At 73.5% G+C, this 14369-nt stretch carries 11 protein-coding genes; 9 read left to right on the top strand and 2 right to left on the bottom strand.

Translation table 11 applies throughout. The features are described 5' to 3' along the window. Positions 1-275 precede the first annotated feature (275 nt). The 4 genes from IEX37_RS15345 to IEX37_RS15330 all read left to right on the top strand — a co-directional run bounded on the left by IEX37_RS15345 (position 276) and on the right by IEX37_RS15330 (position 3322). Positions 276-1109 (top strand): class C sortase, encoded by an 834-nt coding sequence (locus IEX37_RS15345; RefSeq protein WP_229663314.1) that lies wholly within the window; start codon positions 276-278, stop codon positions 1107-1109. Between the two features lie 315 nt (positions 1110-1424). Next, positions 1425-1736 carry a hypothetical protein gene (locus IEX37_RS15340; protein ID WP_188757248.1) on the top strand — a complete coding sequence of 104 codons (312 nt, stop codon included), beginning with the start codon at positions 1425-1427 and terminating at the stop codon, positions 1734-1736. After that, entirely contained in the window at positions 1733-2074 is a 342-nt protein-coding gene (locus IEX37_RS15335; RefSeq protein ID WP_188757247.1) for a ribbon-helix-helix protein, CopG family, read from the top strand. Before IEX37_RS15340 ends, IEX37_RS15335 begins: the two co-directional genes overlap by 4 nt. Before the next feature lie 678 nt (positions 2075-2752). Then, positions 2753-3322, top strand: coding sequence for a hypothetical protein (locus IEX37_RS15330; RefSeq protein WP_188757246.1), 570 nt, complete (start codon positions 2753-2755; stop codon positions 3320-3322). Positions 3323-3344: 22 nt separating this feature from the next. On the opposite strand, the gene IEX37_RS15325 is transcribed toward IEX37_RS15330, so the two are convergent. Beyond that, positions 3345-4034 (bottom strand): response regulator, encoded by a 690-nt coding sequence (locus IEX37_RS15325; protein WP_188757245.1) that lies wholly within the window; start codon positions 4032-4034, stop codon positions 3345-3347. Further along, positions 4031-5497, bottom strand: coding sequence for an ATP-binding protein (locus tag IEX37_RS15320; protein ID WP_188757244.1), 1467 nt, complete (start codon positions 5495-5497; stop codon positions 4031-4033). Before IEX37_RS15320 ends, IEX37_RS15325 begins: the two co-directional genes overlap by 4 nt. 231 nt (positions 5498-5728) lie before the next feature. Between IEX37_RS15320 and pstC the strand changes: the two genes are divergently transcribed. From pstC to IEX37_RS15295, 5 genes are all read left to right on the top strand, one after another. Then, positions 5729-6850: a phosphate ABC transporter permease subunit PstC gene (gene pstC, locus IEX37_RS15315; RefSeq protein ID WP_229663313.1), complete on the top strand. Its 1122-nt coding sequence runs from the start codon at positions 5729-5731 to the stop codon at positions 6848-6850. A 9-nt stretch (positions 6851-6859) separates the two neighbouring features. Then, a complete protein-coding gene (gene pstA, locus IEX37_RS15310) occupies positions 6860-8155 on the top strand; it encodes a phosphate ABC transporter permease PstA (protein WP_188757243.1) in 1296 nt (431 codons plus the stop codon). 118 nt (positions 8156-8273) lie between these two features. Then, positions 8274-10025 (top strand): phosphate ABC transporter substrate-binding protein PstS, encoded by a 1752-nt coding sequence (locus IEX37_RS15305; protein ID WP_188757242.1) that lies wholly within the window; start codon positions 8274-8276, stop codon positions 10023-10025. A 74-nt stretch (positions 10026-10099) separates the two neighbouring features. Then, a complete protein-coding gene (locus IEX37_RS15300; protein ID WP_188757241.1) occupies positions 10100-12865 on the top strand; it encodes a hypothetical protein in 2766 nt (921 codons plus the stop codon). 93 nt (positions 12866-12958) lie between these two features. Next, complete coding sequence (locus IEX37_RS15295) at positions 12959-14353, top strand: Ig-like domain repeat protein (RefSeq protein WP_188757240.1); 1395 nt, start codon at positions 12959-12961, stop codon at positions 14351-14353. Positions 14354-14369 lie beyond the last annotated feature (16 nt).

Genomic DNA, 14369 nt, shown 5'->3' with positions numbered 1-14369 from the left:
GCGGGCCTGGTCGCCGCGGGTGTCGTGCTGCTGGTGGTCCGCCGCCGCCGCGCTGCCGCCCTGATCTGATCGGAGCACCCCCGCCGGAACCCCCGGCACCGCACACGCCGGCGGGCAGCCACCTCCCAGGGCTGCCCGCCGGCACGCGCGCGTCGGGCGGTGCCGTCGGCTCCGCCCACCCCCTTCACGTGAGGACTGTTGTGACCGCTGTACCGGGCATCACCCGAGCCGAACGCCGCCCGCGCCGACGGCGGTGGTCGCCGACCAATGTGCTCGTGGGGGTCATCATCTTCGCGGGCGTGTGCGTGCTCACCTACCCCACGGCGGGCAACTGGTTCACCGATCTCGCGCACGGATCCGAGGTGTCCGGGTACGTGTCGCACGTCGAGGGCACCCCGACGGACGAGCTCGCCGACCAGCTCGACGACGCCCGCGCGTACAACGCGAACCTCCCCGCGGGCCCGCTCCGCGACCCCTACATCCTCAACGCGTCGGGCGAGGCCGTGAGCCTCGAGGAGGATCGCGCCGACTACCTCGGCCAGCTCGCGCTCGCGCCGGGCAGCCCGATGGCGCGCATCCGCATCCCCTCCATCCGCGCAGACCTGCCGATCTTCCACGGCACCGACGACGACGTGCTGCGCAAGGGCGTCGGACACCTGCACGGATCGGCGCTGCCCGTGGGCGGCGAGGGGACGCACTCGGTGCTCACGGGGCATTCCGGGCTGCCCGAGGCGACGCTCTTCACCCGCCTGCACGAGCTCACCGAGGGTGACCTGTTCTACATCGACGTGGCGGGGGAGCGCCTCGCCTACCGCGTCGACCGCATCGTGACCGTCGAGCCCAACGACGGCGAGGAACTGCGTCAGACCGCGGGCCGCGACTACGTCACGCTCCTGACGTGCACGCCCATCGGCGTGAACTCCCACCGCCTTCTCGTGCGCGGCGAGCGGATCGACGACGACAGCGCCGAGGCCGCGATCTCGTCCCTGCCGTCCGAGCCCGCCTCCCCGGGCTTCCCCTGGTGGACCCTCGCCCTCGCGGGCGGCGCCGCCGTCTCCGGCACGATCGCCTGGCCCCGCCGCCCGAAGCCCGCTCCCGCGGCCGCGTAACGGGTTCTTCTCCTCTGGGCGGCGTCCTGGGCGAGGATGCCGCGTGCAGGCATCGAGGAGATGCGCGAGCTCGAGGTCCGCACTGCCGGAGGCGCCCTCGATCCCGCACATCCCCGCGCGGTTGCCGGGGATGTCCGCTGTGCTGCGGCGGGGGAGCGGCGCGTGGCGGGTTGCCGTCCGGTGTGACGGGCCCGTGGGGCTGCTGGCGGCTGATGGGGTGGAACCGTCGACGGCGGTCACGCGCGCCCGTGAGACGGGACGCCCTCCCGAGTTTTGGACTACCATTTTACGGGGGTTTGGGAGTACAATTTAACGGTGAGCGAGAACACATGGCGGGTGATCTGCCAGGCATCCGCGCTCAAGAGGGAGTGGACGCGAATGGATGCGGTTTCGGTCATCGCGGACTGGCGACTGCGGGCGATCCCGATGGAGCCGACTCGCATCCCCGGCACCCCCGACCCGGCCGGATTCATCGGGCCGGCGCTCGACGGAACGGAACTTGAGGTGTTTGCGGACATCCTGCCCGAGAAGCGCGAGATCTCGGTGTTCCACATGATGCCGGCCCGCCCCCACGTCATTCAGAAGATCCGCAAGGCCAAGAACAAGCAGGAGAGGAAGCAGCGATGACCAACCAGCAGCACGAGACGCCCGAAGAGCGCGCAGCGCGCTACGAGCGCGGCGACTTCGAGATCTCACCCGACGCCCTGATCCAGTCCCGCGACGAGTTCCGCGAGGGCGACCCCGATTTCGAGCTGGGCCCCGCCGACCTCGCCGAGCTGCGACGACTGCGCACACCGGGCCGCCCGACGCTCAGCGGCCCGGCAGGGCTGGGCCGCTCTCCCAAGCGGCAGGTACGCCTGTCCGTCGAGCTTGACGCCGCGCTGACGCGCCGCGCCGCGGCCGAGCACCGCAGTGCGAGCGAAGTGATGCGCGCCGCGCTTGAGAAGTACTTGCAGGCGTCCTGAGCACGTCCGCCCCTTACGGGAAGGTGGCTCCCTGGTTGAGACCATTCAGCGCGAAGTAGGGCCTGGCTTTCGTGGGGTCAACGGTTTTTCGGCCTATGCCCCCGACGTCGGAGCGACGTAGGCCGGGCGCGCATCCTCAGCGAGGACTCCTCGTTTTCTGCGCGGGCAACGGGTCGCCGGCTGCGGGGTTGTGCTCGGTTTCGACTCCGCCGCTGCGCGGCTCCGCTCAACCCGTTTCGACTTCGCGGCTGCGCCGCTCCGCTCAACGAGCAGGGCGCTGAAGCCGGGCGTTGAGCGGAGGCGCGAAGCGCCGGAGTCGAAACGGGTTGAGCGAGCGCAGCGAGTCGAAACCGAGCCCGACCCCGCAGGCCGCGGGCTTTAAGCTGGACGGAGAGCACGCGGCGGCGGCGCAGCGTTGCGCCGGGGCGCGGCGGGTGGACCCCATCCCTTCGGACGGACTTTCCGGGCGGCGCTCGGCGGAGGCGCGCGGCGCCCGGGGCCGGATGGCGCGGCGGGGGCGGTCGAGGCGCGGCGGGGCGGCCCCGCCCGAACGGGCGGGGGGCGTCCGCGCGGGGCCGCGGCACGTGGTTTCCTTGACGGCGCCGCCCGGCGATCCCGGACGGCGCCCCCGACACCCGCCCCCGGACACCACCCGCCCGGACAGGAAGGAGCGCAGCGATGACGGACCCGTCGGACGTCGAGCCGCGCGACCCTGAGCCGCGCGACCCTGAGCCGCGCGACCCCGAGACGGGCGAACCCGAGCCGGGCGACCCCGAGCCGGGCGCGGGCGAGCCCGATCCGCTGCACGCGGGGGAGCGGCTGGTGCTGTTCGGATCCGGTGCCGTGGCGCAGGGACGTCGGGCGCGGCGGGCGCACGTGCTCGCCATGCGTCCCGTGGACCCGACCGAGACGGCGGCCGTCCGCTCGCGCCCACCGCGGGGGCTGCACTGGGAGTATGTGCGCGCCGACGGCATCTCGGAGTTCGTGCGCGCCGCCGACGTCGGCGACGCGGCCGGGGCGGTGCGCGACGCCGACCGGGTGTTCGCCGACCCGGATCGGCTGCGGCTGCTGTATGTGCGCGGCCGCGAGACGGGCCAGCTGTCGTGGTGGCTGGCCGACGACCGCGAGCCCGTGCTGGTCGCGCCGCGGCTGTGGCTGCCGACGCAGCACGCCGCGGTGGTGCGGCATGCGCGCCGGGCGCGCGCCGCGCTGCGCACCCAGCCCCCGTGGGGCCGCTACCTCGCCTGACCCGGCCGCATCCCCGCGCCGGTCAGGGGTTCAGCCCGCGCTGCGAGGCCCAGTGCGCGAGCTGCGTGCGGTTGGAGGCGCCGGTCTTGTCGAGCATGTTCGCGATGTGCCACTTGACGGTGTTCTCGCTCATGGTGAGCCACTGCGAGATCTCGCGGTTGCTCAGCCCGTGCGCCACGCCCGCGACGACCTCGAGCTCGCGCTCGGTGAGCAGCTCCGACAGGCTCGGCTCCCCGGATGGCGCCTGAGCCGCCGTGGTGCTGGCGGTGCGCGGGTGGCGGGCGCGGCCGCTGCGGGCGTAGTCGGCCATGAGCCGCTCGCGGATCGCGGGCGACTGCAGGGCGTTGGCGTTGACGGCCGCGCGGATGGCGGCGGGGATGTCGCCGGGGTTCTTCTTGAGCAGGAAGCCCACGGCGCCGCGCTCGAGCGCACCGTACACGTACTCGTCGAGGTGGAACGTGGTGAACGCGATGATCGGGATGGGGTCGGTCACGCCGATGCCGCTGAGCGCCTCGATCGCATCCAGGCCGTCGCCGTCGGGCATGCGCAGGTCCATCAGCACCACGTCGGGGCGCAGCGCGCGCGCGAGTTGCACGGCGTCCCGGCCGTTGCTGGCCTCGCCGATCACCTCGATGTCGTCGGTGGCCTCCAGCAGTTCGCGCACGCTCTTGCGCACGGCGCGGGCGTCGTCCACGATCAGGGTTCCGATCACGTGCGTGCTCCTTCCAGGCGGGGCCGGGGCAGGCCCCCGTCCTCCCCGTCCCCATCCTCGTCGTCCCCCGGCTCGTCGTCGGCCACGCCGGCGCGCGCCGGTCGGGCGCCGCGCACGGGCGGGTGCGGCAGCAGGGCGGTGACGCTCCAGCCGCCGTTCTGCCGCGGCCCGACGCGCAGGCTGCCGCCGACCGTCGTGAGCCGGTCGCGCAGCCCCTCCAGACCGTAGCCGAGGCTCAGCGTGACCGACCGGCCATCGGGGCGATCCGGATCGTCGTCCTCGGTCACGGCGGGCGGCGAGTCGTTCTCGACGCGCAGCAGCAGGCTGGTGCCGTCGTCCTCGAGCCCGACGCGCACGGCGGCGCCGGGGGAGTGCTTGCGGGCGTTGTTGAGCGCCTCCTGCACGACGCGGAAGGCGGTGTGGCTGCGCATGGGGCCCAGCCGCCGGTCCATCTCGTCGAGCGTCGGGTCGTGCCGGAAGGTCACGGACATGCCCGTGGTGCGGCGCATCTCGTCGACGAGCGCCGACAGCTCCACGACGTGGTGCTGCCCCGAGCGGTGCCCGGGCTGGAACCGGCCGGTGCTGGTGCGGTCCTCGGTGCGCAGGCCGTTGAGCATCCGCTCGTAGCCGGCGAACAGCGCGCCGCCCTCGTCGGCGATCTTGCGCAGCACGCGCTGCTGGGCCTCGTCGTGTCCGCCGCCGCGCTGCAGGGCGGCCGTGAAGGCGAGGATGGCCGTGAGGTGGGCCGACGAGGTGTCGTGGATCTCCTGCGCGAGCATGCGCCGCTCGGCCGCGACGGCCTCGGCGATGCGCTCGGCCTCGCCGGTGGTGGCCCGGTGCGCGAGCTCGGCGATGCGCTCGGCGCGGTCGCGCAGTTGCGCGTACCAGCGGCCGGCGGCGGCGGGCAGCAGCACCGCGGCGCTGCCGGTGAGCGCCCAGGCGGTCAGCACGGCGGGATCGTCCCACGTCGCCGCCCCGGCGGGGGCGTGCAGGGCGTGGGACGTGAGCAGGCCCGTGACGGTGAGCAGGCAGCCGGCGGTGAGCGCGATCCACACGCCGCGCCCGGTGCGCTCGGACGCGTAGGTGAACACGGCGAGCAGCACGCCGGGCTGCAGCAGCAGGCCGTCGTATCCGCCGACGATGATCGCGAGCTGCCACAGGATGACGGCGGCGAAGAACGCCGACACGGGCAGCCGGCGGGCCCAGATCAGCCAGAACGCCTGGAAGCTGATCAGCGACAGGACGGTGACGAACCGCCACGCGTCGGCCTGCGCGGTGTGCAGGGGACGGACGGCGTCGAGCACGCTCAGCGCGATCAGGTACGCGCCGATGTTGCCCGCGACCGCGAGCGGCACCGTCGCCGTGCCGAGCGCGCGCGACAGGCGGGCGGTGAGCCCCGGCCCGCGCGGGGCCGGGGGGTCGGGGCGGGTGAGCGGTCCGTCGTGGGTGGTCTCGCCCGTCAAGACCCCCTCCTTTCGGGTGGACTTTTCGCGACCGATGGTGCCACTCCCAACCCCGTTTCTGCCGGGCCCCGGCGGGGCGCGCGCGTCGAGATCCGCGGAATGACGCGGAAGTCGACCCTCGACCCGGCTCAGACGTCACCGAATGTTCACCCTGCGGTTTCCGTCCGGACCCCCGGTTTTCGGCCCCTCCGCGTTTGATGATCCGCCCGGTCGCCGCACAGACTTCCAGGCGTGACCCCCACCCGAGACCCCGATTCCGGCGCGTCTGCGCCGGGTGACGCGCCCCCGACGCAGAACGGCCTGATCGCCGAGCTCGATCGCGAGCAGCAGGCGCTGCGCGACCTCGGCTTCGAGGGCTCGCCCGCCCCGCACAATGCGCGCGTGACGCCCAAGCGGGCGCTGACGAGCCGCAGCGGCGTCGGCGACAACGTCTTCCGCGTCGCGTCGCACGGCGGCGGCGTGCTGGTGCTGACGATGATGGTCCTCGTCGGCCTGTTCCTGCTGCTGCGCGGGTTCGAGGCGATCGACGCCGCGGGCTGGTCGTTCATCACGACGCAGGACTGGGAGCCGAACTCGGGCCGCTTCGGCATCGCGGCGATGCTGTTCGGCACGGTCTCGATCGCACTCATCGCGATCTCGGTCGCGCTGCCCCTGGCGATCGGCGTGGCGACCTACATCTCCGAGTACGCGCCCGAGGCGATCCGGCGGCTGCTGGTCAACATCGTCGACCTGATGGCCGCGATCCCGTCGGTCGTGTACGGCCTGTGGGGCTTCTACTGGCTGCAGGAGCAGATCATCCCGGTGCAGCAGTGGATGTCGACCCACCTCAGCTGGATCCCGTTCCTCGCGGTGCCGCAGTTCGACCCGGACGACCCGACGGCGACCGTGTCGCTGTTCACGGCCGGCGCGTTCCTCGCGGGCCTGGTGGTGGCGATGATGGTCACCCCGATCGCCGCGTCGATCATGCGCGAGGTGTTCAGCCAGGCGCCCGCGGGCGAGCGCGAGGGCGCGCTGGCGCTGGGCGCGACGAAGTGGGGGATGATCCGCACGGTCGTCTACCCGTTCGGCCTCGGCGGCATCATCGGCGGCACGATGCTGGGCCTGGGCCGCGCGCTGGGCGAGACCGTGGCCGTGTACCTCGTGATCTCGCCCATCTTCGTCATCAACTGGCACGTGCTCTCCACGGGCACGAACAGCATCTCGTCGCTGATCGCCCTCCGCCACGGCGAGGCGAGCGACTTCGAGGTGTCGGCGCTCATGGCCGCGGGCCTGGTGCTGTTCCTCATCACGATGGCCGTGAACTTCATCGCCGGCATGATCGTCAACCGCTCCCGCTCCGGGGCTTCGAGCTAAGGGCCGCCCATGACCGCTCCCACGATCGTCACCGACCCGGCCCGCCGCCGCGCGACCCTGCCGGGCAAGGTCTCGCAGACCCGCGTGGTCGGCCGCGACGGCCGCCTGCACCCGACCCGCCCCGAGTCGCGCCGCAACCTGTCGCGCGTGCGGCGGGAGGACGTCTTCCGCGCGCTCGGCGCCGCCGCCGCGGCGCTCGCCACGACCTGGTGGGCCACGACCCAGGTGCTGCCGTGGCAGGGCCCGATCGTGTTCACGCTCGCGGCGTACGCGCTGTTCCTGTTCTTCTTCGTCGCGCTGATCCTGTTCGACGACGACCTCACCACGGTCGTCGACCGCGTGTGGGCGGTCGTGATCCACTCGGCGGCGGTGCTGCTGCTGCTGGCCCTGTCGGTCGTGGTGGTGTTCACGCTGTTCCGCGGGTCGGACGCGTTCCTGAGGCTGAACTTCTGGGTCAACGACCTGTCGTCGGCCGGTCCGCTGGATCCGCTCACGCTGGGCGGGATGGCGCACGCCGCGCTCGGCACGCTCATCATCATCTCGATCGCGCTGGCCATCTCGATCCCGCTGGGCCTGCTGACGGCCGTGATGATGTCGGAGTTCCCCTCGCCGTTCACGCGCGTGGTGCGCACGGTGTGCGAGGCGATGACGGCGCTGCCGTCGATCGTGTGCGGCCTGTTCATCTACGCCACGTTCATCCTGACGTTCGGCTTCGACCGGTCGGGCTTCGCGGCGGCGCTGGCGGTGACGATCATGATCCTGCCGATCATCATCCGCTCGGCCGACGTGGTGCTGCGCCTGGTGCCGGCCACCCTGAAGGAGGCGTCGTACGCGATGGGCGCCTCGCGGTGGGCGACCGTGTGGCGCGTGGTGCTGCCGACCAGCAAGTCGGGCCTGATGACCGCGATCGTGCTGGGCACGGCGCGCGGCATCGGCGAGACCGCACCGGTGCTGCTGACCTCCGGCTACACGCCCTACCTGAACACGAACCCGTTCTCGGGCCCCATGACGTCGCTGCCGCTGGCGACGTTCACGCTGGTGAAGAGCCCCGAGGTCACGCAGATCACGCGCGGGTTCGGCGCCGCGGCCGTGCTGATGGTGCTGGTGTTCATCCTGTTCCTGCTGGCCCGCCTGATCGGCGGCAAGGGCGCCGGCATCCTCTCGCCCCGCCAGCTCGCCCGCGTCCGCCGCCTCAGCTTCCACGACCTCGAGCGCTTCGAGGCCCGCCAGGCCGCGCGGGCGCTCGGCACGACCGGGCCGGCCGCCCCCGAGCCGCGCCCGGCACCGCCGGGAGGCACCGGATGATCCCGGCCGCCACCCGCGCCGCCCCCGCCACCCGGGCCGCCGCCCCGGCCACCACCGAGGCCCCCGCCCCGACCCCTTCCCGTCGCCGTCACCCCCGAACCCGCTTGGGAGCAGCACGATGACCTCGCCCCGCATCCTCCGGCCCTTCCGCGCTCGCCGCACGACCCGCGCCCCCCGCTGGGGCCGCGCGCGCCTGCTCGTCGCGTTCGTCGGCGTGGCCGTCACGGTGCTGGGCGGCGCGGCCGCCGCCGCGCCGCCCGCCCAGGCGTCGCCCGTGACCGCGGGCGTCGGCCAGATCCACGCGCCGATCGTCGGCTCGGGCTCGACCTGGTCGGCCAACGCGCTGCAGCAGTGGATCCGCAACGTGTGGTCGAACTACCAGTGGCGCATCACGTACAGCGAGTCGGGATCGACGCAGGGCCGCAACGACTTCCGCAACGGCACGGCCGACTTCGGCGTCAGCGAGATCCCCTACGCGATCCAGAACTCCAACGAGGCCGACTCCCGGCCCCCGCGCGGGTTCGCGTACATGCCGATCGTGGCCGGCGGCACGGCGTTCATGTACAACCTCGAGATCGGCGGGCGCCGCGTGACCAACCTGCGCCTGTCGGGCGAGGTGATCGCGAAGATCTTCACGAACCAGATCAAGGAGTGGAACCACCCCGAGATCCAGGCCGACAACCCCGCGCTGTCGCTGCCGGCCATCCCGATCGTGCCCGTGGTGCGCTCGGACGGCTCGGGCACGTCGGCGCAGTTCTCGATGTGGATGCGGCAGGAGCACCCCGACATCTGGGACGCGTACTGCCACGCGGTGGGCCGGCCGCTGATCAACGGGCACTGCGGCATCACGTCGAACTACCCCGTGATCCCCGGCAGCGGCTTCCAGTCGCGCGCCGGCGCGAACGGCGTGGCCGGCTACGTGCGCCAGGGCCACGCGGTCGGCTCGATCACGTTCGTCGAGTACTCGTACGCCCTCAACGCGCGCTTCCCGGTCGTGAAGATGCTGAACAGGGCGGGCTACTACTCGGAGCCGACGCACCACAACGTGGCCGTGGCGCTGCTGGCCGCGCGCATCAACGAGGACCAGAACTCGATCGACTACCTCACGCAGGACCTGTCGCAGGTGTACATCAACGAAGACCCGCGCGCGTACCCGCTGTCGAGCTACTCGTACATCATCCTGCCCACGCGCCTCGAGTCAGGCTTCACGCTCGACAAGGGCCGCACGCTGGCCGACTTCGGCGCGTACTTCCTGTGCGAGGGCCAGCAGCAGGCCGAGGTGCTGGGCTACAGCCCCCTGCCGATCAACCTGGTGCAGGCGGGTCAGCAGCAGATCCAGAAGATCCCCGGTGGCGACCCCGTGATCAAGGGCATCAACGACTGCAACAACCCCACGTTCAGCCCCGACGGCAGCAACCGCCTCGCCAACGAGGCGCCCATGCCGCCCGAGTGCGACCGGCGCGGCCCCGAGCAGTGCCTCACCGGCACGGGCGGCGCGCGCGACGTGGGCACCGACGCCTCCGGCGGCGGCTCCGGCGGTGCCGGCGGCGGCGCGGGTCCGGGCGGCGGCGCCGAGGGCGGCCGTGCCGGTGGCGGCGGCGCGGCGGGCGACGCGGCCGACGACGTGGCCGGGCCCGGCGGGCCCGCGGCCGGTGGCGTCGGCGGCGCGGGCGTGGGCGACGCGGCCGTGATCACCGCCGACGCGGCGCCGGTGACGGTCGCCGCGACGCCGCAGGCGGTGGCGGTGGCCGACTGGGGCCTGGCGTGGCTCGCGATGGCCGCCGCGGGCGCCGCGCTGCTGGCCGCCGCCGCCCTGCCCCCGTTCCTCGGCCGCCGCGCCCGCCGCGCCGCGCTGCCCGTCGACCCGTGAGCGCCGCGCCGCGCGTGATGCCGCTTCGTCCATCCCCCCGATCCCCGTTCCGATCCCCCTCAAGGAGACGCCCCGTGTCCACCCCCGCCCGCTCCCGCCTCCAGCGCGCGACGGCGATCGCCGCCGCGGTGCTGGCCGTCGCCGGCTCCGGACTGATCCTCGGCGCGCCCCCCGCCGAGGCGACCACGCCCGCCGCGTCGCCCGTGACCGTGAAATGGGCCGGCGGCAACGACCCCGAGCTGCAGCGGTACCAGCCCGACCGCGCGCACATGGTCGACAACGCCGACGGCTCGGGCCACTGGAACGACTTCAAAGACCTGGAGATCACGGTCGACCAGACGAAGGGCCTCATCGACCAGGCCGTCACGGTGCGCGCGCGGGGGATGAAGCCGACCGAGCGCCAGCCCAGCAGCACGAGGCGGCACTTCCTGCAGGCCATGCAGTGCTGGGGCGACCCGACCGACCCCGCCTTCTACGAGACGTGCCAGTGGGGCGGGTTCAACGACGCGGAGCAGGGGGCCCACGGCGGCACGAGCGTGATGCCCGCCGGCATGAGCCAGGTGCTCAACAATGCCGGGAACATCACCAGTCGAGGCGAGGGACGAGGACCGGTCGAGGCCGGGGAGTACCCGAGGTTCCGCGCCGTGACGAACCAGGTCAACGAACCCGAGCCCATAACGACGGCAGGTGGCCGCGTGCAGTACTTCCGGGGCCTGGGGGCGTTCTTCGGCCCCTCCACGACCAACGAGGAGCTCTTCCAGCCCATCCAGCCCGACGGCACGACCGAGTTCCCGTTCCGGGTGCAGTCGGCCGCCGCCCAGCCCTACCTCGGCTGCGGCGACCCGCGCAGCGGCCTGGGGGAGCGGTGCTGGCTCGTGATCGTGCCGCGCGGCGAGCACTCGGGCAACCGGCCCGGCTCCGACGCCTGCCGGTCGAACAACACGGGCTTGCACACGCCGTTCGGGCAGTACCAGGAGTACACCGGACGGTCGCCGATCGACCAGGACTGCACGTTCTGGGACAACCGGGTCGTGATCCCGCTCGACTTCGAGAACCCGTACGAGAGCTGCCCGCCCGGCGCGGCCGAGCGGCGCGTGGTCGGCAGCGAGATGCTGGCCCAGGCGATGAGCTCGTGGCAGCCGCGGCTGTGCGCGGGCGACGCGGGCGCGACGTTCAACCTGGCGACCAACTCGGGCGACCTCGTGCGCGAACAGCTCGTCGCCGGCGCCGTGGACTTCGCGGGCGTCTCCCGGCCGGCGACCCCCGAGAACCTGGGCGAGGACGGCGAGTGGCTGCTGGAGGGCACCGACCTGGCCTACGCGCCGCTGGCGAACTCGGCCGTCACGATCGCGTTCCTCGCGGAGAGCCATCGCGACTTCGGCAACATGCTGTACCGGGACGTGCGGCTCACACCCCGCCTCGTGGCCAAGCTGCTCACGCAGTCCTACCGCACGCACACGCCGTACCGGTTCACCCCCTCGGCGACCAACCAGAACGACGGCCGCTCGTCGGCCGTGCTCCGGACGGAAACGATCGTCACGGACCCGGAGTGGATCGCCCTCGGCAACCCCAGTGCCCCCGGCCTCAGGGGGGTCTCGGCTCGCAACGCCTTCATGGTGTCGGGTCCGCAGGGCGACGACGCGATCCGGCTGCTGTGGGAGTACGTGCAGGCCGACGCCGACGCCGTGGCGTTCCTGCGCGGCGAGCCCGACCCGTGGGGGAACCGCATCAACCCCTACTACCTGCCCGAGGGGCACCCGCAGGCTCCCCCGCGCGAGCTGGACGGCACCGGCGGCGGATACGAGGTGGACCTGTCGCGCCAGCCGATCGACACCTTCCCCGTGGCCGACCAGTCGAAGGCGCCCACCGCGGCGAGCGCCGCCACGCTGACGGACGGAAGGCAGATCGACGCGCTGGGCTTCAACCCGTACTCGCAGTCGCTCGCCGAGAACGCGCTGCGGGTCGCGCGCGTCGACAAGCGCACGCACAACGATTACAACCCCAACCTGAGCAACGGGCCGGGACAGCTCACCGGCCGGTTCTACCCCGCCGCTCCCCAGGCGGTGCCGGGCACCACCAACGGCCGGTTCGTCCTCGGCGCGACCCTCGCCCCGATGGCCGAGCTGTACCACCTCGACGTCGCGCAGCTCGGGCACCCGCTGCCGCGCAAGACGGGCCAGGACGACGTGCGGTGGGCGCGCGAGTTCGTGCCGTACACGCCCGAGACCGTCGCGGCGGGCGCGGCGGCGCAGCAGCCCGCGGACGACGGCATCGCGGTGCTCGACATGGAGCGGCTGCCGCCGGGCGCGTACCCGCTGGCCACCACGGTGTACGGCGCGGTGAACCTGAACTCGTTCTCGCTCGACGCCGACGCGCGCCGCGACTACGCGCACCTGCTCGACTACGTCGCCGGCCCCGGCAACGAGATCACGGGCCAGCGCGGCGGCCTGCCGCCCGGGTACGTGCCCCTCACCGGCGCGCAGCGCGAGCAGGCGCGCGAGCTGGCCGAGCGCCTGCGCACCACGGCCGACGAGCTCGACGACCCCGCCCCGGACGCCCCGGGCGACGCGCCGGCCGAGGCCGGCGGCGACGCCGGCGGCGACGGTGCGGGCGGGGGCGCGGCCGCGGCGCGCGGCGCGGCCGGCGCGGCCGGCGCGGCCGACGCGGGCGGCCTCGACGGCGGCCCGCTCACCAACCCCGCCGCCGCCCCGGCCGATGCCGACGTCACCGCCGCGGTCGGCGTGCCCGGGCAGGCCGCCCTCGGCGGCGCGCTGCTCGCCGGCGCCGCGGGCCTCGCGCTCACCCCGTTCCTGATGCGCCGAGGCGTCGTGGACGGCTGACAGACCCGGGGCGCCCGGCCACGGGCGCCCCGCCCCGGCGGCGACGCCGGTCCTTCCCACCGCAGTCCCTCACAGATTGGAACCCGGATCACCATGACATCCCTCACCCGCGCCCGCCGCGCGGGCCTGTCGCTGCTCGCCGCCGCGGGCATCGTTGTCGCCGGCCTCGCCGGCACCGCCCCGGCGTATGCGGACGACGCCGCCGGCATGACCACCGAGCGCCTGACCCAGATCATGCAGGGGCAGCGCCTCGGCGCACTCACGTTCGAGCCCACATCGGGCGTCGGCGGCGGAGGCACCGGCCCGACCCGCATCACGACCGAGCGCGGCTGCCCCGCCGATGCCGACGGAATGTCCCGCAACAAGTTCTTCTGGGCGGACGGCACGGAGTCGACCGCCTACCCCGCGGCCCTCATCACGCGGGCGACCACCGGCCTCGCCGGCACGGGACTCGATGGAAACCCCATGGAGCGCGAGGGCACGCGCGCCGGCGGCCGCTGGTGGTCGGCATCGTTCCCCGCGCCGAACTTCAAGGAGGGGCTCGCCAGCTACGTCGTCACATGCGAGCCGGCGACGTCGCCGAACCCGGTCGGGGCGGATTCCATCGTCGACGCCGCGTACTACTTCAGCGTGCCCGTCCGGTTCACGCGCACCGGATCCAACAACTGGGACTGGACGTGGGAGGCCATCCACGAGACGGCCGAGCCGCCGGCCGAGCTCATCGAGACGACCACGGCGGTCGCGATCGGCGTGGTCACGGCCGACAGCGTTGCGCTGACGGCCACCGTCGAGCCCGCCGCGGCGACCGGCACGGTGCAGTTCACGCGCGACGGGCAGCCCGCGGGCGACCCGGTGCCCGTGGTCGAGGGCATCGCGCGCACGACGATCACGGGCCTGACGCCCGAGACCGCCTACTCGTTCGCCGCGGAGTACGCGGGCGACGCCACGCACGCGGGCTCCGCGAGCACCGCGATCACGATCCGCACGGACGCCGCGGCGGCGCCCGAGGACGAGGTCACTCCGCCGATCCTGGTGGAGGTGCCTGAGGTCGACGCGCCCGACGAGCCGTCCGGCCTGTCGATCTCGGTCAGCCCGGCCTCGATCGCCCTGACCGGTGGCGCGCGCGCCGAGGGTCAGGCGTGGATCGCCGAGGCGTCGCTCGGCGGCGTCACGGTGAACGACGACCGCCGCAACGCGGGCGCCCAGAACTGGACGCTCTCGGGCCGTGCGGACGACTTCGCCGGCCAGGACGCGACGATCTCGGCGTGGCACCTGAACTGGGAGCCCAAGGTCGTCTCGTCGCCCGATGGCGTGAACGCCACGGCGGGTGCCAAGGCCGACCTGTCGGCCAGCCGCACGCTCGCCACGGGCAGCGCCACGGCGGGCACCCGCGTCGCCACCGTGGTGGACGCCGACCTGGAGCTCACCGTGCCGGCCAACACCCCGGCGGGCGAGTACCAGTCGAAGCTGACGCTCATCCTCATCTGATCCCTTCCGGGGGCGG

The sequence above is a fragment of the Microbacterium album genome, from assembly GCF_014643695.1.
Classification (GTDB): Bacteria; Actinomycetota; Actinomycetes; order Actinomycetales; family Microbacteriaceae; genus Microbacterium; species Microbacterium album.
The sequence above is the reverse complement of the archived record's forward strand: the minus strand, read 5'-3'. Positions and strand labels throughout refer to the sequence as shown.